Genomic DNA, 20,372 nt, shown 5'->3' on the forward strand with positions numbered 1-20,372 from the left:
TCTTCCAGCACCCCTCATCCGGCTCGGCGCTGTGCGCCGATCCACCTTCTCCCACAAGGGGAGAAGGGGCGCGCTCCTCAATACTTCTCCGGAACATACAGCTCGCGCGGCAGCACCTGGCGCTCGTATTCTGGATTGAAGACGCGATCGGGCAGCGTGATCTCTTCGTGCGGCACTTCCTCATAAGGCATCTGCTTGAGGAGATGATCGATGCAGTTCAGCCGCGCCCGCTTCTTGTCGTTGCCCTCGACGATGAACCAGGGGGCTTCGGGAATGTTGGTGCGGGCGAAGGTCTCTTCCTTGGCCTTGGTATACTGTTCCCAGCGCACGCGCGACTGCAGGTCCATCGGCGACAGCTTCCACTGCTTCATCGGATCATGGATGCGCATCTGAAAGCGCATCTGCTGCTCCTCGTCGGTGATGGAGAACCAGTATTTGACCAGGGTGATGCCGGAGCGGACCAGCATGCGCTCGAACTCCGGCACGTCGCGAAAAAACTCCTCGACCTGGTCCGGCTCGGCGAAGCCCATCACACGTTCGACGCCGGAGCGGTTATACCAGGAGCGGTCGAACAGCACGATCTCGCCGCCTGCCGGCAGATGCGGCACGTAGCGCTGAAAATACCATTGCGATTTCTCGCGCTCGGTCGGCGCCGGAAGTGCGACGACGCGGCAGATGCGCGGATTGAGCCGCTGGGTGATGCGCTTGATGACGCCCCCCTTGCCGGCCGAATCGCGGCCCTCGAAAACCACCACCAGCTTCTTCCTGGTGTAAGCCACCCAGGACTGCAGCTTGATCAATTCGGATTGCAGCGTGATCAGGTCGCGAAAATATTGCAGGCGATCCATCGAGGGCGGATGCGCGTTCTTGTAGATCTTGGCGATTTCCAGCGACAGCGCCGGTTCCGACATCTCCAGCTCGTAGTCCTCGTCGAGCGTGTCGGCGAGTTCCGCTTCCAGCCAGTCCCTGGCGGGAGAATTCTGTTTTGCTTCGGTCATTTATGCTGCTCCGCGTGCACGCCCGCGTCGGCCTCGGCCTGCCGGCCGAGATCGGACACCTTGAGCCGACTTGCATATAGGCCGGCAATGACGGTTTTATTGCAGCCGGCCCGCACGCCGGTCGCCCAACTCCGCGAGATGGGATCGATCAGCCTCCTGGCACACACGACAAGCGGCTCGAATTGTCCTACAAATGCCAGGTTTCCCCGAGCAACCTTCAAAACACTCTTTTCAACGCAATCGCGAGGATCTGACATGGAATACCGCACACTCGGCCGTTCCGGGCTGAAGGTTTCGACGCTGACCATGGGCACCATGACTTTTGGCGGCGCCGGCGCATTCTCGGCGGTCGGCAAGACCGATCTCGACGAGGCACGCCGGATGATCGACCTCTGCATCGACGCCGGCATCAATCTCATCGACACCGCCAATGTCTATTCGAACGGGCTTTCGGAAGAGATCATCGGCGAAGCGCTCGGCGGCAAACGCAAGGGCGATGTGCTGATCGCCTCCAAGGCGCGCATGCGGATCGGCGACGGCCCCAACGATGAGGGCCTGTCGCGCTACCATCTGATCCGCGAGTGCGAGAAGAGCCTGAAACGCCTCAGGACCGACGTCATTGACATCTATTTCCTGCACGAATGGGACGGCACGACGCCGCTCGAAGAGACCATCGCCGCGCTCGACACACTCGTCAGCCAGGGCAAGGTCCGCTATGTCGGCTGTTCCAACTATTCCGGCTGGCAGGTGATGAAGGCGCTGGGGGTCAGCGACCGCCAGCACCAGCCGCGTTTCGTCACCCAGCAGATCCACTACACGCTGGAAGCGCGCGAAGCCGAATATGAACTGCTGCCGATCTCGGTCGACCAGGGGCTTGGCGTGCTGGTGTGGAGCCCGCTCGCCGGTGGATTGCTGTCCGGCAAATACCACCGCGACCAGGCCACCGCGCGCCAGCTCAGCGGCTGGACCGAACCGCCAATCCGTGACGAGGACCGGCTGTGGCGGATCGTCGACGCGCTTGCCCATATCGGCGAGAACCATGGCGTCTCGGCGGCGCAGGTGGCGCTTGCCTGGCTGCTCGGCCGGCCCGCGGTCAGTTCGCTGGTGATCGGCGGACGGACCGAAGCGCAGTTCAAGGACAATATCGCCGCAGCCAGCCTGGTGCTGACCAGCGATGAGCGCGCACGCCTCGACACTGTGAGCCGCCCGCCGGTTCTCTACCCCTATTGGCACCAGCAATTCACGGCAAAAGACCGGTTTGGTCCGGCCGATCTGGTTCTTGACCGAGAAGATATCTGACAACGGATCAGGTCGAAGGTCGCCGTGGGCTTAGCCTGAGATAAAACGCCAGACCTCGGGATCAGGCTCGATCTGGCCGCTGAGCACGAAATATTTGTAGAGCACGAGCAAGCAGATCGCCTGCTCGGTCCGCTCGTCGGCGAACTTGCGGCAATAGGCGTTGGCGGCGGCAACGATGCGTTCGGCCTCAGTCGGATGGCGTTCGAGATATTGCACCCGCTCGGCAAGATCCGTGAAATCAGGTTCGAGCGGCACATAGTGAACACCAGCCACGAGTTCGCTTTCGGCGAACCATGTCTCATATGTCGGCGGCGGCATCAGGCACAGCGAATTCGAACTCATGACCCATTTCAAGTTGGTCGCCACATCGTTGCCTTCGAGCGAAATGATGTAGCGACAGCGCCGCTGCTGGTCGATGCTCAGATAAGGCTTGCGATATTCCGGCGCTGCCGTCGGTTTGGGCGTTCCGACATCGCAAAAGGGCAGATCGCGCGCAGCGTCCAGAAGCAAGGTCCTTATCGGATTGTTGAGCTCGCCGCGCCACACCGCAACCGGAAGCTTGTCCGCGAAGGCTACATCGTCGGCGGGCATGTGGAAGTGGCGGAACTTGTTGAGCTTGAACAGGACCCCGTTGCTGTTGTCGCCGGCGATCGGCCGATCCTTGACGATCGACGGCATCGCAGGCACGTCGGCGACGTCGCCGAATTCGAGGTCGATGCGCAAATCGGGATCGAAGTAGCGGGTAAATTCCTTCAGATCGTAGTAATACATGCTCCGGCCTCTCGGTAGCCGGCTGACCGGCACGGCCCCGCCGCTCGGCGCGAAAGCGTCCTGCAATCTGTTGTAGTAGTTGAGACGCGCGCGGACCGATCCGTCCGAAAGCCTGGCCTGATCGAGCAGCCCGGCGAGCCTGCGGCGGAACAGCGCCTGCGGTGCAATATCGCGCACGGCATTGCGCGCATAGTAGAATAGCTTCTGTGCGTTTCTTTGAAGGGTGGCCATCGGTCACTTGGTGAAAAGTCGGCTTGTGATTTGCCCCCCGGTGCCTCCTACACCATTGTGCCGGCTATCTTGCAAGCCACGGAACCGTGTTCAACCGGCCTGCCGGCTGTCTATGGAGCCGATCGCTCTTTGCGGTGTTGTGTTTGGAGCCCAATGCTCCTAGGCAGGGCTAATAACCCTTTGGATTGCGAAAGGAAGAGATATGGCGCGAGCACCGAATTACGGCCAGGAACGCAAGGAACGCGACCGGCAGAAGGCTGCCAAGAAGGCGGAAAAGCAAGCGGCCAAGGTTGCAGCCAAGGAACGTTCGAAGCCGGAAGACGAGACCACGTCCGAGACCGAAACGGAAACCGCAGAGTAAACTGCAGGGCAATCGCTTCATAGTGACGGCGACAAGGGAACTGGCCGCAACCTTGGCGCGCTTTCTGCAACGCCGGAATTGGCGAAACCCTTGGGGCAGGCCGCTTTCTTCCGTCACTATACGGGGAGAAATGCCCGGCCCATCCTCCGCAGCTGCTGCGGAGGACGGGCAGGGCAATGAGGGGCACTGCAAACCTGAAGCGGTTGCCCCTTAGTAAAAGCGCACCCGGCCCGCGAGGCGGATCAGATTTCCCTGCGTCTTCAGACCGGCGCCTTGTCGCTGACGAAAACGTTCACTTCGCGGGCGGCGGCGATGAAGGCACGCCTTGCAATCATTGCCGGTTTGTCGCCGGCCAGCGCATCATGGCAGGCCTGCAGCGCTTCGCGGTGCTTTGGACTGCGCTTGCCGGGCCAGTTGTTGAGGAGGTAGTCGGAAGCCTCGCGGGCCGTGCGCAAGAGCTGAGTGGTTCCCGCCGCGCCCTTGACGGTCACGGGTGTTTCAAATCGGTTGTTTTCCATCGCCGCTCTTACGCCATCGCCGCTTGCGAAGCGAGCGCGAAAGTGGTTGCCACCGCAATCACGCCGCGACGCTGGCTAATCCCCTGGCAGCCAGGCCGCGCCAGTTCTTGTGCAATGATGCCGTCGAGAGACTGCCGGACAGGACAGACATGCCGCAAGACCCTGCCACCCAAGGCGCCCACAATATCCATTGGCGCCGCAATCTCGCCGTGTGCTTTGCCGGCTCGTTCAGCACGCTTGTCGCCATGACGCTGCTGTTGCCCTTCCTGCCGCTTTACGTCGAGCAGCTGGGCGCCGAGGGCCACGCGGCTGTTGTGCAGTGGTCCGGCATCGCCTATGGCGCGACCTTCTTCGCCGCCGCGCTGGTCGCGCCGCTGTGGGGACGGCTTGGCGACCGCTACGGCCGCAAGCTGATGCTGGTGCGCGCCAGTTTCGGCATGGCCGTCTGCATGTCGCTGACCGGCATGGTGGAGACCGTCTGGCAATTGGTGCTGCTACGCCTGCTGATCGGTTTCGCCGGTGGCTATTCCTCGGGCTCGACCATTCTCGTCGCCATGCAGACGCCGAAGGAGCGGTCGGGCTGGGCGCTCGGCGTGCTGTCGGCCGGCATCACCGGCGGCGCTCTCGTCGGTCCCCTGCTCGGCGGCGCGCTGCCGCCCTTGATCGGCATCCGCGCCACCTTCCTGGTCGCCGGCGGCGTGATTTTCCTGGCGTTCCTGGCAACGACTTTTCTCATCAAGGAGAACCCTCGCCCGGCGACCGGCAAATCGGCAACGACCGAGAAGCCGAAAGGCGGCTGGTCGCAAATCCCGGACAAGCGCCCGATCGTCGCCATGCTGGTGACCGGCATGCTGCTGAGTTTCGCCACCATGTCGATCGAGCCGATCATCGCTGTCTATGTGCAACAGATCATCGAGGACCAAAGCCGGGTCACGCTGATGTCCGGCGTGGTCATGTCGGCGGCGGCACTTGGCGCCATCCTGTCGGCCTCGCGTCTCGGCAAGCTCGCCGACCGCGTCGGCCACTGGAACGTCATCATCGCGGCGCTTGCCGTCTCGGCGCTGCTGCTGATCCCGCAGGCTTTCGTCACGCAGGGCTGGCAGCTCATCGGCCTGCGTTTCCTGATGGGACTGGCGCTTGGCGGCCTCTTGCCCTGCATCACCAGTGTCATCCGCCATAATGTTCCGGACGGCGTCGGCGGCAATGTGCTCGGTCTGTCGATCTCGGCGCAGTATGTCGGACAGGTTGCCGGCCCGCTGCTCGGCGGCTTCGTCGGCGGTCGTTTCGGCATGCGCACAGTGTTTCTCGGCACATCCGTGCTGATGGCGGGCGGAGCGGCGTATAACTGGCTGGTCCAGTCGCGCCGCGCGCGCGACATGCTGGTGCAGGCGGGCAAATCCTGACACCGTTTGCGGGCCACTTCACGGAGTCCAAGCCATGAGCACAGCCGACCACCCAGCAAGCGGCATCGGCCGCATCCTCGTTTTCGCCGGCGGCCTGTGCGGCGCGGCCGGTGTGGCGCTTTCTGCCGCGGCGGCACATCTGGGCGGCGCTCTCGTCGGCACGGTCGCGACCTTCCTGCTCATGCATGCACCGGTCTTCCTTGCCGTCGGCCTCGTTGGCGCAAACCGGATCATGCGAACCGCAAGCCTTATTCTTCTCGTCGGGCTTGTCTTGTTCTGCGGCGATCTCCTTGCCCGCGACTTCCTCGGCTCGCGGCTTTTTTCGATGTCGGCGCCGATCGGCGGCACCTTGCTCATCGCCGGCTGGCTGGCCGTTGCGGCCTCGGCGCTGAGGCGCCCGCGCTCCTGAGGCGGCCGGATTCGGCTTCCGCCAAACGACGGTCAGTCAGACGATGGCCACTCTTGCCGGCGCTCGGGCCGGACCGGCAGGTCGCGATTGCGTGCCGCCGGCTTGGCCAGGCGCCGCCGCTCCGGCCTGTCGATGGTCGGCGAGATGCCCCAATAGTTGCGATAGATCTCTTCGAACAGATGGTTGATCGGGTGCATGGCTTGGTTTCCTCTTCGACTTGAGGTTTGAATCGATCCAATCGACAGGCATGAAAAAAGCGCTGCCGATCAGCTCCGCTTGCCCTACACGAGAAATTGCAGATCGCGGATCCAGCCGGCGCTGCCGCGACGCGTCCGGGTCTCCGCCTTCGAAATTATGCTCCAGTCGTTGCGATAGATGTCTTCGAACAAATAATTGACGGGGTGCATGGCTCGCTCCTTGCTGAATCGATCCAATGACGGTACTTAATTGGATCGATTCAAAACTAGGCTTGGACCGCGCTGATGTCAAGCAAAATTTGAATCGATCCAACAAAGGTGTCAGATAGCAGGCTGGAGCAGAAAAATGGCATCATCCAGCGAAAGCAATACTAGACCCATCCGGCTGGCCGACATCGCCAAGGCCGCCGGGGTTTCGCACGGCACCGCCTCCAACGTCTTCAGCCGTCCCGAGATCGTGCGCGAGGAAGTCCGCGAACGGGTCAAGGCGGCGGCCGAGGCGATGGGCTATGCCGGTCCCGACCCGAAGGGCCGGCTGCTGCGCGCCGGCAAGGCCAACGCGATTGGCGTCGCCACGACCGAGCCGCTGTCCTATTTCTTTGATGATCCCTTTGCCCGCGCGATGATGGCCGGCATTTCCGAGGCCTGTGACGCCACCGGCGCGGGAATAGCGCTGGTATCGGCCGGCAACCAGGAAAAACTTGCCTGGAACATCCAGAGCGCGCTGGTCGACGGCTTCATCCTGTTCTGCATCGAGGGCGGTTCACGGCTTGTCGAACTGACGCGCGAACGCAAACTCCCCTTTGTCGCGCTTGAGCTCGGTTTCGACGACGACACCGTTTCGGCAATCGGCGTCGACAATGTCGCCGGCGCCCGCCTGGCGGCGCAGCATCTCGCCGAGCTTGGCCATCGGCGCTTTGCCGTGCTGGCGCTGCCCTTCGCCGACGGCAGCACCGGCCTTGTCTCGCCGGAGAAGGTCCGGACGGCCCTTTACACCGGCACGCGCGATCGCCTCGTCGGCTATTTCGAGGCGTTTTCCCGGTATGGCGTCGATACCGCCGGGATACCGGTATACGAGACCGAAAACGACGAAGCCAGCACAAGGGCCGGCCTCGAAACGATCTTCGCCTCGGCAGCGCAGCCGACCGCCATCCTGGCGATGTCGGACCGGATCGCCATGGTCGCGATCGAATGGTTGGCCGCGCGTGGCATCGCGGTTCCCGGCGACGTCTCCGTCGTCGGCTTCGACGGCGTGCCTGACGCCGCACTTTGCGATCCTCCGCTGACTACGGTCGCGCAGCCAATCGCCGAGATCGGCCGCCGGGCGGCGCGAACGATCCTCGATTTCGACGGCACGGTGCGGCGCGAGACGCTTGGCGTCGAGCTTGTCGTCAGGGCATCTTCGGGACCGCCGCCCAAGGCAGCCTGAGCCCGGTCGTCAAATTAATTTAATACGTGGCGCGGTTTCCTGCGCCTGGCCAGTGTTCTTGCCCCGCCCGCAGGGAGCGCGAGGTGCCCCCCCGCGTGTACAAGCCTCGGTCAGGGCCCGGACCTTTGGGCTCGTCACCCACAGCCAGCGCGACCGTAGCGCGACCGATCCGGCACCGCTGCCTCCCCGCCCTTTTTGTCCCGATGCGGAATCTGTAGTCAAGTCATGCGTCGGTTGCGCATGGGGAGGGCCAGGTTCACTTTACCAGCCATACGGCTTCCTACTCCTTCATAGGAAACTGCGACATTCGGCACCGTTGTCGCACCATAGTCGGCGTTGAGGGTGAGGCTGGCATTCGACTTGATCCACACCTTCCGGGCGATGACGTTTGTGAAGGCCGAATTTGCAGCGATGGTGGAGTTGCTGTCAGTGGAAAATATGCCGCGTGACAGGTACATAGAACCCGTCTCCCTGGTGATGCTGTTGCTATCGAAATAATGGAGGCGCTCGACCGGCGCGCTGCGGTCCTCGAAGAAAAGAATTCCAGCCAGGGCACCGGTCGAAGGCGCGGTGAAATCGATTCTCGTATTGCTGGTGAAATGCAGCGTCGCGTTGTTTCCAGTCAGGTAGAAACCGACGCCGTCGCCTTGGACCTTCGCGTTGGAGTCGACAAAGAACTTCCCGTCATTGACGAAGTAAACACCAGGGCGGAACGTGACAACGGAGTTGTTGAGGATGGATATCCCTCCACAGTAGACGCCAGGATCAATTGTGACCGTCTTATTATCGTATACCTTGTTGCTGAAGTCGCAGTTTGGAACGACGGGTGCCGGAACAGTCGCCAGCGGATCGGCAAGGACGGGACATCCGACCTCGGGCGCCGGCGAATAGTGCGAAGCGCCGCCGGCTGCGCTGCCGACGACGCAGATCGAATCCGCACTGACGAGGGAATTGCTTTTGGCCTCGATACCCCTGCTGCTCGACGAATTGGAATGAACCCTGCAGTCGGCGGCGTTGATCTTGGCGTTTGAATCGAGAACAAGCGCGTCGCTTGCACTGGGGTGCAGCGCCAACACGCAAGGTGCGTTTATCTTGCGCAAGCGGTATTGGGCTGTCGAGGAAACCCCCAGATCCATCGTTGGAAAATTCGCGACCGTCATGAACATGTTGTCGAGCTTGCCCGAAACCGTCAGCGTGATGGTCTCGTCGCCATTGTTCTTCGCCGTCAGCGACTGGTTGGAGAAAGCAGCGGAATAGATTCGACTCGGCTGCAAAAATCTCTAGGGGTTGGTAGTCGCCATGGTCCCCACGCCGAAGGATGCATGGATCGGCGGCGCCTGGCTGCGGACCGGCTTGCTGTTGCCGCCAATAGAAGACCGCCATTCGAGATAATAGGCGAGCGCGAACTGCATGGCGATGCCGGCGGCGATCAGCAGGCCGTCATAGGCAAATCCGCCCGGGTTGATCAGCTTCATCACCTGCGCCGTCATGGCAATCACCGTGCCGGCGATGAAAACCGGCAGCGATCGCTTGCCCAACATGGCGAGCGGATGGTCGCGGCTGGTGCGGAACAGATTGGAGACAGAAGGAAACGCCACGATCAAATAGCTCACCGCCAATATGTGCAGCAGCCTCGGCAGCGACAGGAACGTCTTGTCGAAGCCGGTCAGCACCACCGGCAGGTTCAGCCACGACATGTGCCCCCATAGCGGGCTGTGCACCCAGACCAATGCCGTCGCGACATAGACCGCCGACGCGCCGACCAGCCAGCGATTGACCGGAATGGCGCCGCCGCGCCTGATGTGCAGCATGCTCGCCAGGCCGATGTTGAAGAGGAACTGCCACGACAGCGGATTGAGGAACCAGAAGCCGGGCTCAGGGTAATTCGGCGGGGCGATCTGGTAGATCCCGGCAACCAGCCACAGAGTTCCGGACAGGGCGAGCGCCGTGAAAGGCCGGTAGCTGATGAACAGCAGGAAGGTGGGCGCCATCAGCAGCAGCACCGCATAGAGCGGCAGGATGTTGTTGTAGCCAAGCTGATGGCCAAGCGTGACGATGCCGATCAGCACATGTTGCGGGTCCCTGATCAATGGCTCGATGTTGATCAGCGTCAGCATGTCCGGCCGCTTCGCGAACACCGCCGCCGCGCAGAAGATGGCCAGCACCGCCATCGTCGTGACGATGTGGGCGACATAGAGCACACCGGCGCGGCGCCACAATTTCAGTGTCGCCAGGAGCCGGTCTCCGGACTGGAATTTTGAGCCGTAGGCGAGCGCGACGGACATGCCGGAGATCAGCACGAAGGCCTCGGCGGCATCCGAGAAGCCGAAATTCTTGTAGGTCAGGGTTTCGAAAACCGTGCCAGGGACATGATCGACGAATATGATCAGCAGCGCGAGGGCGCGGAACACGTCAATGCGCGTATCGCGATCCGGGATACGCGTGCCGCGATCCGGGATACGCGAATTGCGATCCGGTGAAATTGGCATGGTCATCGATAAAAGGCCTCAAAGCTGGTTGTTCATGCCGCGATCGATGCGACCGCCGGACGCACCGCTTCGATTCCTCCCGCAGGAGCATATCGGCAAACAAACGGACTGAAATGCGCCCGGTTCAATCAACTTTGAAGGGGCTCGAAAATATTCCGTTCTGAAGCCGGCAAATGAACAAAAACCACACGAAATCAAAAGGATGCAATATGGCCGAAAAACCTCCGGAAGACGGTTTTTTGCGGCGCGACCTGCCGTTTTTCTACCGACTTTATCGGCCCGTGGATGCAAGCGGCGAATGCCTTTTTCTGCTACACGGATCCGGCGTCGACGAGACGACGCTGGTGGCGCTGGCGCGGCAAATCGCACCGCGCGCCGTGCTGGTGGCGGTGCGCGGCCGTATCGCCCAGGAGGACGGTTTCCGCTGGTTCGCGCGGATCACGCCGACGCGCTTCGAACAGGAGAGCATCCGCACCGAGGCGGACGCTTTCGCCGGCTTCATCACCGCGGCCGCGAAGCGCCACGGTCTTGACCTCGCCCGGACGATTTTCCTCGGCTATTCGAACGGCGCCAACCTGGTTTCGAGCGTGATGCTGCTGCATTCCGGCCACATCGAACGGGCAGCGTTGCTGCGCCCGATGCCGGTGCTCGACGACGTGCCCCCGGCCGATCTGTCCAAAGCGCGCGTGCTGATCATCGCCGGCGCAGATGACCTGACCTACGCGCCCTTCGCCCCGGCGTTGGTCGCATTGCTCGAATCGCATGGCGCCGCGGTCGATGCCCACACCATCGCCTCCGGCCATGAAATCGGCGACCGGGATGCTGAAATCGTCAGGCAGTGGCTGGCGGGCCCGGCAGCCGCCATCGCGCTGGCGAATTGATGAGCCCGTCGCCCTATGCCCGCCCCATCCGGTTCCAGGCATCCAGCCCGGCGATCTTGTAGGCTTCGGCCAGCGTCGGATAGTTGAAGGTGTTGTTGACGAAAAAATCGACGGTGCCACCGAGATTGATCACCGCCTGGCCGATGTGGATCAGTTCGGTTGCGCCCTCGCCGACGATATGCGCGCCGAGCAGCCGGCGCGTTTCGATCGAGAACAGAAGCTTCAGGAAGCCGGTGTTGACGCCCATGATATGGCCGCGCGAGGTTTCGCGGAAACGCGCCACGCCGACCTCATAGGCACCGCCACCCTCGCGCACCTGCTCCTCGGACTGGCCGACGGTCGAGATTTCCGGCACGGCGTAGATGCCGTAGGGAAAGGTTTCCGGCGGCGGCGGCAACGGCACGCCGAAGGCATGGCAGGCGGCCACCCTGCCCTGCTCCATCGAGGTCGAGGCGAGGCTCGGAAAGCCGATGACGTCACCGGCGGCATAGATGTTCGGCGCACTGGTCCGGAAGCTCTGCGGGTCGACCTTGATGCGGCCCCGGAAATCGGCCTCGATGCCGACCACATCGAGGCCGAGCGCGCCGACATTGCCGGTGCGCCCCGCCGCATAGAGCACCATCTCCGAGCGTATGCTGCGGCCGTCGGCAAGCGTCACCTCGGCATAGTCTGGTTTCGAGGCGATCTCCTTGATCGCACTGCCGAGCCGGATCGTCATGCCGCGGTCGCGCATCTGATGGATGAAATCGTCGACGATCTCACGGTCGACGAAATCGAGGATGCTGTCGCGCGGCTCGACCAGCGTCACCGGCACGTCGAGCGCCGAAAAGATCGTCGCGTATTCGACGCCGATGACGCCGGCGCCGATCACCGTCAGCGTCCGCGGCAGGCGCTCGAGTTCCAGCATTTCGTCGCTGTCGAAGACACGGATCTTGTCGAAGGGCACGTCGCGCGGCCGGTGCGGGCGGGTGCCGACCGCGATCAGCGCATGCGCAAAACCGACCTCGCTGTAGTCGCCGGTATCCGTCGTCAGGCTGGCTCTGTTGGGACCGAGAAACTTGACTGTGGCGCGCGCGCTCTTGACCGTGTTGCGCATGAACTGGTGCTGCAGCACCTCGACCGCGTGATCGAGCGTTTTGTGCAGGCGTTCGATCAGATCACCGACCGATATATCCTGCTTGACCCGGTAGCCGCGCCCGTAGAAGCCGCGCTCGCGCCAGCCCGAGAGGTTGAGCACGGTTTCCCGCAAGGTCTTCGACGGAATGGTGCCGGTATGCACGGACACGCCGCCAAGGCGCCGGCCCCTGTCGGCCACCAGCACGGATTTGCCGAGCTTGGCCGACTGCACCGCGGCGCGGCGCCCTGAGGGCCCGCTGCCGATGACCAGCATGTCGTAGTCCATATTGGCCCTGTCCCTCGCCCCTTGGGCGCATTTGCCGTGTTTGTTGCGCTGCAGCAAACTAACGTCATTCCGTGCTGCAAATTCAACCGATCCAGTCTACATTCGGCGTTGCCCGGTAGCAGGGCCGAAAAAAGGCTCGATCTTGATTCCGCCGCAGGACTTCACCATTTCAACACCAGGCGGCCCGCACCCTATGCCGGGCCTGATTGCGTGGAAATGACATGAACGCGCGCGTTCTCGACGGCGAAATCAGCAGGCTCGATGATGTCAGGGCCTATGATGGCGTGCGCACGCGGCGTGTCCTCGCCTTCATCATCGATTATTGCATCGTCGCGCTGCTCACCATTCCGTTCGCGATCCTGGTGTTCTTCCTCGGGATTTTGACGCTTGGCCTTGGCTGGATGCTGTTTTCCATCCTCGTGCCGGCCGTCGCCATCCTTTACATCTGGAACACGCTCGGCAGCGCCGACCAGGCCACGACGGGCATGAAGATGATGGGGATCCGGCTCGACCGTCTGGACGGCACCCGCATCGACGGGCTGACGGCGGTGGTGCATTCGGTTCTGTTCTGGGCCGGCAACGTCATCCTGACGCCGCTGGTCCTTCTGGTGTCGCTGTTTGCCGACCGCAAGCGCACGCTGCACGACCTGCTGCTCGGCACGGTGGTCAGCCGCAGTGACCGCTGAAACAGCTTTTCACCAGCCCCAGCGAGCATTTATGTGCAAAGTGAAGGCGTCCGGTAGCCACGCTTTCACAATCCTGTTGAATTTTTCGCCGTGCGCGCCAAAGGTATGATGATTCGCAGGAGTGTTTCCAAGGGTCGATGACGCAGCATCCAACCCAGTCGCCGCAGTTCTTCCTGACCGCGCCGTCGCCATGCCCGTATCTTGAGGGCCAGTTCGAGCGCAAGGTGTTCACGCATCTGGTCGGCGACAAGGCATCGGAGATGAACGACCTGTTGACGCAAGGCGGCTTCCGGCGATCGCAGAACATCGCTTACCGGCCGGCCTGCGAGACCTGCCGCGCCTGCGTTTCGGTGCGCATCCTGGCGCAGGAATTCACTGCCAGCCGCAATATGAAGCGGGTGATACAGCACAATTCAGACCTCATCGGCGCGATGCACGACGCGCAACCGTCGACCGAGCAGTATTCGCTGTTCCGCAGCTATCTCGATGCTCGCCATCGCCGCGGCGGCATGTCCGACATGACGGTGCTCGACTACGCCATGATGGTCGAGGACACGCATGTCGACACCAAGGTCATCGAATACCGGCGCCGCGGCCCCGACAGCTTTATTACCGGCAAGGGCCAGGGCGAGCTGATCGCAGTCGCCCTCACCGACAAGATGGCCGATGGCCTGTCGATGGTCTATTCCTACTTCAACCCGGACTTCGAGGACCGCTCGCTCGGCACCTTCATGATCCTCGACCACATCGCTCGCGCCAGGGCGATGGGCTTGCCCCATGTCTATCTTGGCTACTGGGTCAACGGCTCGCGCAAGATGAACTATAAGATGCGCTTCATGCCGCAGGAGCATCTCGGCCCGAAAGGCTGGGAACGCTACGACCACGAAGCGGTTTCGCGCTGATCCGCTCTTTCGCCAACCATCCTTAAACTGCTTCAAGGGAGGATGCTTCTGGTTTTCGGCTGCGTGGCTGAAACGCCAGACGCTGGGCCAATTTTGCGCCTGCCTCCAAATTCATTGCGGGAACTGCCATGTCGTCCCACAACGATCATCAAAAAGGCCTTCTCATCACCGCCATCGGCGGGCTGACGCTGACCATCGACATTCCATTGATCCGGCTCGCCGACGGCGGCGCATGGACGATCCTCCTGCTGCGCACCGGCACCACCCTGGTCGCGGCGCTGATCATCTGGGCCGTGTGGCGCTCGCTGAGCCGTAACGCGCCGCAGCTCATCCCCGGCTGGTCAGGGCTCGTCGTCGCCCTGTGCTACGGCCTGACCTCGGTTACCTTCGTCATCAGTATCTATCACACCACGACCGCCAATCTGGTCTTCATCCTGGCCTTCAACGCCGTGTTCGCGGCGCTGCTGTCCTGGCTGTTCCTGAAGGAGCAGCCGCGACTGGTCACCGTGATGGCGATGCTGGTCATGATCGTCGGCGTCGCGATCATCGTCGGCGATTCGATCGGCACCGGCCACCTGTTCGGTGATCTCATGGCGTTGTGCTCGGCTTTCTTCATTGCGCTGGCCATCACCATCTCGCGCGCCAGCGGCAAGGACATGGGGTTCACTTCGCTGATCGGCGTGATCCTGCCCCTGGCCGTCGCGGTGTTCATGGTTTCGGGCGAAGGGTTCCAGGTGAACGCGCCGTGGTGGATCATCTTCAACGGCGCCGTCATGATGCCGATCTCGTTCTTCTGCCTCGCCAACGGACCGAAATATATTTCGGGACCGGAAGTGGCGATGTTCTATCTGCTCGAAACCGTGCTGGCGCCGGTCTGGATGTGGATGATCTTTGCCGAGATGCCGTCGCGCAACAGCCTGATCGGCGGTGCGATCCTGATCGTCACGCTGGTCGCCCATTCGCTATGGCAGCTGCGTGAGGGGCGAAAACGCCGCGCCAGCCTTGCAGTCCGTCACCCGGCCTGAGACTTCTTCTCGGCAACGATTTCGATTTGCGGCGGCGCCCCTTCGAGTTCCGCCGGCGCTGCGGGGGCAAGCTCGTCGGCCAATTCCACCTCGCGCAGCCATTCGCGCCAGATCGCGACCAGCAACGCCATCAGCACCGGACCGATGAACAGGCCAAGAAAGCCCATCGTCTTGACGCCGCCGACCAGGCCGAAAAAGGTCGGCAGGAACGGCAGCTTTATCGGGCCGCCGACCAGCTTCGGCCGCAATGTCTTGTCGACGATGAACAGTTCGACGCTTCCCCAGATGAACAGCGCCAAACCGGCCATCGGCGAGCCGCTGGCGGCGAGATAGATCGAAACAAGCGTGAAGGACAGCGGTGCGCCGCCGGGGATCAGCGCCATGATGCCGGTCAGGGCGCCGAGCGTCACCGGCGACGGCACGCCGGCCAGCCAGTAGGCCACGCCCAGCACCACCCCCTCGCCGATGGCGATAATGGTCATGCCGGTCACCGTCGAGGAAATCGTCGCCGGCACGACGCGTGAAATCCGCTCCCACCTGGTCGGCAGGATGCGTTCGCCGAGACGGTCGACCTGCCCGGCGAAATGCTCGCCGTCGCGATAGGCAAAGAACAGCGCGATCATCATGAACAGCAGCGCCAGCAGAAGGCCGAAGGCGCTGCCGCCGGCGGCCAGCACGCCGCGGTAGATGCTGCCGATGTTGGCGCCGCTGATCAGCTGGATCAGCTCGCCGATGCCGCCGGGATGGCCGAGATTGCGCGTCCACTGCTCGTTCAGCCAGTCGCCGACCACCGGCAGCGTGGCGATCCAGTGCGGCGTCACCGCACCATGGCGGTTGGTCTCGATCGCCCAGCCAACCCATTCGCGGACTTCGTTGCTGGCGTAGGCGCCGGCGAGCGCGATCGGCACCACCAGGAAGGCGAGGATGAACAGGATCGCCAATGTCGCGGCGACCGTGCGGTTGCCGCCGACGGCAGCAAGCAACCGCCGATAGAGCGGCCAGCTGGCAAAGGCGATGACCAGAGCAGCCAGCACCGGGACCAGGAAACCATGAAAGAAATAGACCCCGGCGGCAACGATCAGCACCAGCAGCCACCGCGCCGCGGACAGCGGCGGAATGACTGCGGATCTGACCGGCGTCGACAGGCCGAACAGGCGTTGCTGCCCTTCCGGTTTCCGAACCCTGGCTTCTTTCAAATGCCCATTTCTCCCAAACGCGTGTGTCCGCGCCTAATGTAGCGATGCTTATGCACCGACATAGTGCAGCAATCGTGACGACATTCCAAATGTTTGGATGGAGCTGCTAATCTCCTCCCTTGAGGGGGAGATGGCCGGCAGGCCAGAGGGGGTCGGAACGTTCAGACGCGACCCTAACAGAGGAGGCTGGAGCTTCACGCGCGACGACCCACTCTGTCGCCTTCGGCGACATCTCCCCCTCTAGGGGGGAGATTAGCAACTACCCGAATTTCCCCGTCCTCGGGAATCCCTTCGGCACCATGCGTCCAGCCGAGGCTCGGGCGCCGATCCATTCGACCAGCTCTTCACGTGATTTGGTGAAGGTGCGGTCGGCAGAATCCTGCCAGGAGAGACCGCTTGCGAGCGTGAAGGTCTTGAGGTCGAGGACGCCGCCATCCTTGTATTTCTGCAGGCGAACGCCCTTGCCGCGCCCCATCTCGGGGATTTCGGCGAGCGGGAAGATCAGCATCTTGCGGTTCTCGCCGACGATGGCGAGATGGTCACCGGCGACCGGCATACAGCGTTGGGCCTCGTCGGGCGCCTTGACATTCATCACCTGCTTGCCCTTGCGGGTGTTGGCGACGACTTCCTCTTCCGGCACGATGAAGCCGTTACCGTCGTGCGACACCAACAGCAGCTTGCGCTTGGGATCATGGACAAAGGCGGTGACGATGTCCTGGTCGTTGTCCATGTCGACGATGATGCGGATCGGTTCGCCATGGCCGCGCCCGCCCGGCAGCCGGTCGGCGCCGATCGTGTAGAACTTGCCGCCGGTGGTGAAGACCAGCACTTTGTCGGTGGTCTGGGCGTGGAAGGCGAGCTTGAGGCTGTCGCCCTCCTTGAAGGTCAGCAACGAATGGTCGGTCAGATGACCTTTCATCGCCCTGAGCCAGCCCTTTTCCGAAACGACCACGGTGACCGGCTCGCGCTCGATCATGGCATGGGCGATGTCGGTCAGGTCATGTTCGGGGGCGTCGGCGAACTGGGTGCGGCGCTTGCCGAGCGCGGTTTCCGGTCCGAATTTCTCGCGGATGCTGGAGACTTCCCACTTGATCGTCGACCACTGCCTGGCATTGGACGCGAGCAGCGCCTCGATCTGCTTCTTCTCGGTGGTGAGACCGTCGAATTCCTTGCGGATCTCGAATTCCTCGAGCTTGCGCAGGGCGCGCAGCCGCATGTTGAGGATGGCTTCGGCCTGGTTGTCGGTGAGCGACCAGCGCGCCATCATCACTTGCTTGGGCTCGTCCTCCTCGCGGATGATCCTGATCACCTCGTCGATGTTGAGATAGGCGATCAGATAGCCGGCGAGGATCTCCAGCCGCCTTTCGATCTCGCCGAGGCGATGCCTGGAGCGGCGGATCAGCACCTCGCGGCGGTGCTCCAGCCATTCCTTGAGCACGCCTTTCAGCGACAGCACGTTGGGTATCTTGCCGCGCGACAGGACGTTCATGTTGAGAGGAAAGCGGCTTTCGAGTTCGGTCAGCTTGAACAGCGATTCCATCAGGATGCCGGGATCGACCGAACGGCTCTTCGGCACCAGCACGACGCGGACGTCTTCGGCACTCTCGTCGCGGATGTCCTCGAGTAGCGGCAATTTGCGCGCCATCAGCAGCTCGGCGATCTTTTCGATCAGCCGCGCCTTCTGGACGCCATAGGGGATTTCGGTGACGACGATGCTCCAGGTGCCCCTGCCCTGGTCCTCCTGGCTCCATTTCGCCCTGACGCGGAAACCACCGCGACCGGTCTCGTAGGCTTCGAGGATCGAGGCGCGGCTGTCGACGATGATGCCGCCGGTCGGGAAATCCGGACCTTGGACGAAGTCCATCAACGTCGTCACCGGCGCATCGGGGTGCTCGATCAGATGCAGGGCGGCGTCGCAGAGCTCGGCGGCATTGTGCGGCGGGATCGACGTCGCCATGCCGACGGCAATGCCGGACGAGCCGTTGGCGAGCAGGTTGGGGAAGGCGCCGGGCAGCACGACCGGCTCCTCGTCCTCCTCATTGTAGGTCGGCCGGTAGTCGACCGCATTCTCGGTGATGCCGGACAGCAGCTCGGTCGCCACCTCGGTCATGCGCGCTTCGGTGTAGCGCATGGCGGCAGCGTTATCGCCATCGATATTGCCGAAATTGCCCTGGCCGTCGACCAGGGGATAGCGCATCGAAAAATCCTGCGCCAGCCGCACCAGCGCGTCGTAGATCGACTGGTCGCCATGCGGATGGAACTTGCCCATCACCTCGCCGACGATGCGGGCGCATTTGGCGAAGCCCTGGTCGGGGTTGAGCCTGAGCAACCGCATCGCATGCATGATGCGGCGATGGACCGGCTTCAGCCCGTCGCGCACATCCGGCAGCGCCCGGTGCATGATGGTCGACAGCGCATAGGCGAGATAGCGCTCTTCCAGCGCTTTCTTCAGATCGATCGGCTCGATATTGTCGCCACCGCCATCGCCAGGCGGCAAAAGCCTTTTTCCCATGGGCTGGGACTAGCCGAGCGGGTGATTCGCGGCAAGAGGCGCCTGAATGGGGCAGCCTCTTGCGCAATACGAACTGGACGCCAGCAACATCACTCGGTTACATCCCGCTTTTATGGCAATGGATCGGATTTGCTTTTCGCCGTGGTTTTCGACCATTGTGCGGCGGAAGCGCCTTTTTCCCGTCCAGTTCGTCGCTGAAGGGTGACGGCGCAACAATTGAAAAATCTTCAGCACACTCTCAGGGAACCGCGATGACGATCAGACGCTCGACACTCAACAAATTCGCTTTTTCGACCTTGCTGCTGACGCTGCCGCTGAACGCGGCCTTCGCGCAGGATGCGGCGGTCGCCGACCGGCTGAAGGCGGCTCTCGCCGCCCAGGGCATCGACATCTCCTGGACCGGGGTGACGGGCGATGCCTCCAGCATGGTGCTGCAAGGCGTGGCCCTCAAACCGGCGGCCGAAAAGGAAGCGCTCAAGATCGGCGACATCAAACTCAAAGGCGTGACCGAAGCCAATGGCGGTTATGAAATCGAAACCGTCTCGACTTCGGCATTCCAGCACAGCGAAAACGGCGTCACGCTCGACCTCAGCCCCTTCATCATCCACGACATGACCGTTCCCGCCGACGGCGCCTCAGGCCCGCTGGGTTCAATGATGATGTATGAATCGGCCGAGCTCGACAACATGACGGTCAAGGTCGCCGACAAGACCGCCTTCTCGATGGACGGGCTCGCCATCGAAATCACCCCGCCAGCCGACGGCAAGGCGATGGCGTTTTCCGGCACCACGGAAAAGTTCAATGCCGACCTGACGCTGGTCGAGGACCCGAAGTCCAAGGAGGTGATCAACGCGCTTGGTTACCAGAACATCACCGGAAACCTTGCCATGGAGGGCACTTGGCAGCCTGCGGACGGCAAGATGGAGCTGTCGAAATACGACATCGCCGTCGACAATGCCGGAACGCTTGGCATGACCTTCGGTTTCGGCGGCTACACGCTTGACGTCATCAAGTCGCTGCAGGACATGCAGAAGAAGATGGCGGCGCAGCCCGAAGGCGCCGACAATTCGGCGCAAGGCATGGCCATGCTTGGCGTCTTGCAGCAGCTTTCGTTCAACAGCGCTTCGATCCGCTTCGACGATGATTCGCTGACCAACAAGGTGCTGGACTATGTCGGCAAGCAGCAAGGCATGTCCGGCAAGGACGTCGCCAACCAGGCCAAGGCGGTCGTGCCTTTCGGCATGGCGCAGCTCAACAATCCGGAATTGACGGCGCAGGTGTCGGCTGCGGTCGGCAAATATCTCGACGATCCGCAGAGCCTCGAGATCTTGGCCGAGCCGCCGGCAGCGGTGCCGTTCGCGCTGATCATGGCAGGCGCCATGTCCAACCCGGCGGACCTGACGAAGACGCTTGGCGTGACGGTCAAGGCGAACGAGGACTGATTGGAGCGGGGCCCTGGGGGCGTCAGCGCCGCCCCTCACTGCCCTGCCGGGCATTTCTCCCCGGATAGTGACGGGGAAAAAGACACCGTCACAAATGATTTCGCCAACTGGCAGCGTTGCAAGACGGGTGCCAACGTCGCGGCCATCTGTCCTTCTCCCCGTCACTATACGGGGAGAAGGTGCCGTCAGGCGGATGAGGGCAGCGCAAAACGACAGCGTTT

General features: G+C 62.5%; 21 protein-coding genes. 10 read left to right on the top strand and 11 right to left on the bottom strand.

Annotated features, from left to right (window positions below):
• Positions 1-77: 77 nt before the first annotated feature.
• A complete protein-coding gene (ppk2, locus tag AC0L3O_RS06900; RefSeq protein WP_091591586.1) occupies positions 78-998 on the bottom strand; it encodes a polyphosphate kinase 2 in 921 nt (306 codons plus the stop codon).
• Positions 995-1,255, bottom strand: a complete 261-nt coding sequence (locus AC0L3O_RS06905; RefSeq protein ID WP_287394952.1) for a hypothetical protein — start codon at positions 1,253-1,255, stop codon at positions 995-997. Before AC0L3O_RS06905 ends, ppk2 begins: the two co-directional genes overlap by 4 nt.
• Between AC0L3O_RS06905 and AC0L3O_RS06910 the strand changes: the two genes are divergently transcribed.
• The gene (locus AC0L3O_RS06910) at positions 1,254-2,297 is read left to right on the top strand and encodes an aldo/keto reductase (RefSeq protein WP_128246717.1); all 1,044 of its coding nucleotides are present in this window, start codon (positions 1,254-1,256) and stop codon (positions 2,295-2,297) included. The two genes, AC0L3O_RS06905 and AC0L3O_RS06910, sit on opposite strands and share 2 nt — an antisense overlap.
• Positions 2,298-2,327: 30 nt before the next feature.
• Here the strand turns inward: AC0L3O_RS06910 and AC0L3O_RS06915 are convergent, their stop codons facing one another.
• Positions 2,328-3,299: a glycosyl transferase family 90 gene (locus AC0L3O_RS06915; protein ID WP_473534642.1), complete on the bottom strand. Its 972-nt coding sequence runs from the start codon at positions 3,297-3,299 to the stop codon at positions 2,328-2,330.
• 202 nt (positions 3,300-3,501) lie between these two features.
• Here AC0L3O_RS06915 and AC0L3O_RS06920 point away from each other — a divergent pair, with 202 nt between their 5' ends.
• Positions 3,502-3,660: a hypothetical protein gene (locus AC0L3O_RS06920; protein ID WP_023798419.1), complete on the top strand. Its 159-nt coding sequence runs from the start codon at positions 3,502-3,504 to the stop codon at positions 3,658-3,660.
• 260 nt (positions 3,661-3,920) lie between these two features.
• Here the strand turns inward: AC0L3O_RS06920 and AC0L3O_RS06925 are convergent, their stop codons facing one another.
• The gene (locus AC0L3O_RS06925; protein WP_023798420.1) at positions 3,921-4,178 is read right to left on the bottom strand and encodes a DUF982 domain-containing protein; all 258 of its coding nucleotides are present in this window, start codon (positions 4,176-4,178) and stop codon (positions 3,921-3,923) included.
• A 149-nt stretch (positions 4,179-4,327) separates the two neighbouring features.
• Here AC0L3O_RS06925 and AC0L3O_RS06930 point away from each other — a divergent pair, with 149 nt between their 5' ends.
• Both AC0L3O_RS06930 and AC0L3O_RS06935 read left to right on the top strand, forming a co-directional pair.
• Entirely contained in the window at positions 4,328-5,581 is a 1,254-nt protein-coding gene (locus tag AC0L3O_RS06930; RefSeq protein ID WP_473534643.1) for a multidrug efflux MFS transporter, read from the top strand.
• A 34-nt stretch (positions 5,582-5,615) separates the two neighbouring features.
• Positions 5,616-5,990 (top strand): DUF423 domain-containing protein, encoded by a 375-nt coding sequence (locus tag AC0L3O_RS06935; RefSeq protein ID WP_128170670.1) that lies wholly within the window; start codon positions 5,616-5,618, stop codon positions 5,988-5,990.
• 32 nt (positions 5,991-6,022) lie between these two features.
• On the opposite strand, the gene AC0L3O_RS06940 is transcribed toward AC0L3O_RS06935, so the two are convergent.
• Together AC0L3O_RS06940 and AC0L3O_RS06945 are read right to left on the bottom strand one after the other, a co-directional pair.
• Entirely contained in the window at positions 6,023-6,187 is a 165-nt protein-coding gene (locus AC0L3O_RS06940; protein ID WP_473534644.1) for a hypothetical protein, read from the bottom strand.
• Positions 6,188-6,271: 84 nt separating this feature from the next.
• Positions 6,272-6,397 carry a hypothetical protein gene (locus AC0L3O_RS06945; RefSeq protein WP_473615208.1) on the bottom strand — a complete coding sequence of 42 codons (126 nt, stop codon included), beginning with the start codon at positions 6,395-6,397 and terminating at the stop codon, positions 6,272-6,274.
• A 136-nt stretch (positions 6,398-6,533) separates the two neighbouring features.
• On the opposite strand from AC0L3O_RS06945, the gene AC0L3O_RS06950 reads away from it, so the two are divergent.
• Positions 6,534-7,616, top strand: coding sequence for a LacI family DNA-binding transcriptional regulator (locus tag AC0L3O_RS06950; RefSeq protein ID WP_473615210.1), 1,083 nt, complete (start codon positions 6,534-6,536; stop codon positions 7,614-7,616).
• A 218-nt stretch (positions 7,617-7,834) separates the two neighbouring features.
• On the opposite strand, the gene AC0L3O_RS06955 is transcribed toward AC0L3O_RS06950, so the two are convergent.
• A complete protein-coding gene (locus AC0L3O_RS06955; protein ID WP_473615211.1) occupies positions 7,835-8,890 on the bottom strand; it encodes a hypothetical protein in 1,056 nt (351 codons plus the stop codon).
• A gap of 6 nt (positions 8,891-8,896) precedes the next feature.
• Entirely contained in the window at positions 8,897-10,111 is a 1,215-nt protein-coding gene (locus tag AC0L3O_RS06960; protein ID WP_473615213.1) for an OpgC family protein, read from the bottom strand.
• A gap of 203 nt (positions 10,112-10,314) precedes the next feature.
• On the opposite strand from AC0L3O_RS06960, the gene AC0L3O_RS06965 reads away from it, so the two are divergent.
• Positions 10,315-10,986, top strand: a complete 672-nt coding sequence (locus AC0L3O_RS06965) for an alpha/beta hydrolase (protein WP_473615214.1) — start codon at positions 10,315-10,317, stop codon at positions 10,984-10,986.
• 13 nt (positions 10,987-10,999) lie between these two features.
• On the opposite strand, the gene sthA is transcribed toward AC0L3O_RS06965, so the two are convergent.
• Positions 11,000-12,388: a Si-specific NAD(P)(+) transhydrogenase gene (gene sthA / locus AC0L3O_RS06970; protein WP_473615215.1), complete on the bottom strand. Its 1,389-nt coding sequence runs from the start codon at positions 12,386-12,388 to the stop codon at positions 11,000-11,002.
• A gap of 221 nt (positions 12,389-12,609) precedes the next feature.
• Here sthA and AC0L3O_RS06975 point away from each other — a divergent pair, with 221 nt between their 5' ends.
• The 3 genes from AC0L3O_RS06975 to AC0L3O_RS06985 all read left to right on the top strand — a co-directional run bounded on the left by AC0L3O_RS06975 (position 12,610) and on the right by AC0L3O_RS06985 (position 15,001).
• On the top strand, positions 12,610-13,074 hold the full coding sequence (locus AC0L3O_RS06975; protein WP_023798430.1) for an RDD family protein: 465 nt from the start codon (positions 12,610-12,612) through the stop codon (positions 13,072-13,074).
• Between the two features lie 137 nt (positions 13,075-13,211).
• On the top strand, positions 13,212-13,976 hold the full coding sequence (locus tag AC0L3O_RS06980; RefSeq protein WP_027154654.1) for an arginyltransferase: 765 nt from the start codon (positions 13,212-13,214) through the stop codon (positions 13,974-13,976).
• Positions 13,977-14,104: 128 nt separating this feature from the next.
• Positions 14,105-15,001 carry a DMT family transporter gene (locus AC0L3O_RS06985; RefSeq protein WP_473615217.1) on the top strand — a complete coding sequence of 299 codons (897 nt, stop codon included), beginning with the start codon at positions 14,105-14,107 and terminating at the stop codon, positions 14,999-15,001.
• Here the strand turns inward: AC0L3O_RS06985 and AC0L3O_RS06990 are convergent.
• On the bottom strand, positions 14,989-16,197 hold the full coding sequence (locus tag AC0L3O_RS06990) for an AI-2E family transporter (RefSeq protein WP_023798433.1): 1,209 nt from the start codon (positions 16,195-16,197) through the stop codon (positions 14,989-14,991). The genes AC0L3O_RS06985 and AC0L3O_RS06990 overlap by 13 nt on opposite strands.
• A gap of 259 nt (positions 16,198-16,456) precedes the next feature.
• Complete coding sequence (gene parC, locus AC0L3O_RS06995) at positions 16,457-18,709, bottom strand: DNA topoisomerase IV subunit A (protein WP_473615218.1); 2,253 nt, start codon at positions 18,707-18,709, stop codon at positions 16,457-16,459.
• Positions 18,710-18,960: 251 nt separating this feature from the next.
• Between parC and AC0L3O_RS07000 the strand changes: the two genes are divergently transcribed.
• Positions 18,961-20,151 carry a hypothetical protein gene (locus AC0L3O_RS07000; RefSeq protein WP_473615219.1) on the top strand — a complete coding sequence of 397 codons (1,191 nt, stop codon included), beginning with the start codon at positions 18,961-18,963 and terminating at the stop codon, positions 20,149-20,151.
• Positions 20,152-20,372: the final 221 nt, after the last annotated feature.

The sequence above is a fragment of the Mesorhizobium sp. WSM4810 genome (genome assembly GCF_055811235.1).

Bases quoted from the DNA above. Each gene is read 5' to 3' on its own strand.
- ppk2 (WP_091591586.1), bottom strand. From the start codon at position 998: ATGACCGAAGCAAAACAGAATTCTCCCGCCAGGGACTGGCTGGAAGCG.
- AC0L3O_RS06910 (WP_128246717.1), top strand. From the start codon at position 1,254: ATGGAATACCGCACACTCGGCCGTTCCGGGCTGAAGGTTTCGACGCTG.
- AC0L3O_RS06905 (WP_287394952.1), bottom strand. From the start codon at position 1,255: ATGTCAGATCCTCGCGATTGCGTTGAAAAGAGTGTTTTGAAGGTTGCT.
- AC0L3O_RS06915 (WP_473534642.1), bottom strand. From the start codon at position 3,299: ATGGCCACCCTTCAAAGAAACGCACAGAAGCTATTCTACTATGCGCGC.
- AC0L3O_RS06920 (WP_023798419.1), top strand. From the start codon at position 3,502: ATGGCGCGAGCACCGAATTACGGCCAGGAACGCAAGGAACGCGACCGG.
- AC0L3O_RS06925 (WP_023798420.1), bottom strand. From the start codon at position 4,178: ATGGAAAACAACCGATTTGAAACACCCGTGACCGTCAAGGGCGCGGCG.
- AC0L3O_RS06930 (WP_473534643.1), top strand. From the start codon at position 4,328: ATGCCGCAAGACCCTGCCACCCAAGGCGCCCACAATATCCATTGGCGC.
- AC0L3O_RS06935 (WP_128170670.1), top strand. From the start codon at position 5,616: ATGAGCACAGCCGACCACCCAGCAAGCGGCATCGGCCGCATCCTCGTT.
- AC0L3O_RS06940 (WP_473534644.1), bottom strand. From the start codon at position 6,187: ATGCACCCGATCAACCATCTGTTCGAAGAGATCTATCGCAACTATTGG.
- AC0L3O_RS06945 (WP_473615208.1), bottom strand. From the start codon at position 6,397: ATGCACCCCGTCAATTATTTGTTCGAAGACATCTATCGCAACGACTGG.
- AC0L3O_RS06950 (WP_473615210.1), top strand. From the start codon at position 6,534: ATGGCATCATCCAGCGAAAGCAATACTAGACCCATCCGGCTGGCCGAC.
- AC0L3O_RS06960 (WP_473615213.1), bottom strand. From the start codon at position 10,111: ATGACCATGCCAATTTCACCGGATCGCAATTCGCGTATCCCGGATCGC.
- AC0L3O_RS06965 (WP_473615214.1), top strand. From the start codon at position 10,315: ATGGCCGAAAAACCTCCGGAAGACGGTTTTTTGCGGCGCGACCTGCCG.
- sthA (WP_473615215.1), bottom strand. From the start codon at position 12,388: ATGGACTACGACATGCTGGTCATCGGCAGCGGGCCCTCAGGGCGCCGC.
- AC0L3O_RS06975 (WP_023798430.1), top strand. From the start codon at position 12,610: ATGAACGCGCGCGTTCTCGACGGCGAAATCAGCAGGCTCGATGATGTC.
- AC0L3O_RS06980 (WP_027154654.1), top strand. From the start codon at position 13,212: ATGACGCAGCATCCAACCCAGTCGCCGCAGTTCTTCCTGACCGCGCCG.
- AC0L3O_RS06985 (WP_473615217.1), top strand. From the start codon at position 14,105: ATGTCGTCCCACAACGATCATCAAAAAGGCCTTCTCATCACCGCCATC.
- parC (WP_473615218.1), bottom strand. From the start codon at position 18,709: ATGGGAAAAAGGCTTTTGCCGCCTGGCGATGGCGGTGGCGACAATATC.
- AC0L3O_RS07000 (WP_473615219.1), top strand. From the start codon at position 18,961: ATGACGATCAGACGCTCGACACTCAACAAATTCGCTTTTTCGACCTTG.